A 208-nucleotide genomic window follows, 5' to 3' on the forward strand; every position below is an offset into this window, starting at 1 on the left:
AACCTTGATGACCTTTGAGTACGGCAAGTTGCTGACCTTTACTAGACCACAACCGCATTGTGCCATCAAAACCACCACTGACAATTGTTTGCTTATCTGTGCTGATTGCTACTGAATATACGTAACCTTGATGACCTTTGAGTACGGCAAGTTGCTGACCTTTACTAGACCACAACCGTACTGTGCCATCATCACCCCCACTGACAAT

General features: G+C 45.2%; 1 protein-coding gene. It reads right to left on the bottom strand.

Going from position 1 to position 208, the window contains the following annotated elements; genetic code table 11:
• Positions 1 to 208 (bottom strand): WD40 repeat domain-containing protein (locus ACM0OZ_RS49505; protein WP_414590265.1); only part of this gene is annotated, 208 nt, incomplete at both ends.

It is taken from the genome of Scytonema sp. PCC 10023, assembly GCF_963920835.1.
GTDB lineage: Bacteria > Cyanobacteriota > Cyanobacteriia > Cyanobacteriales > Nostocaceae > Kalymmatonema.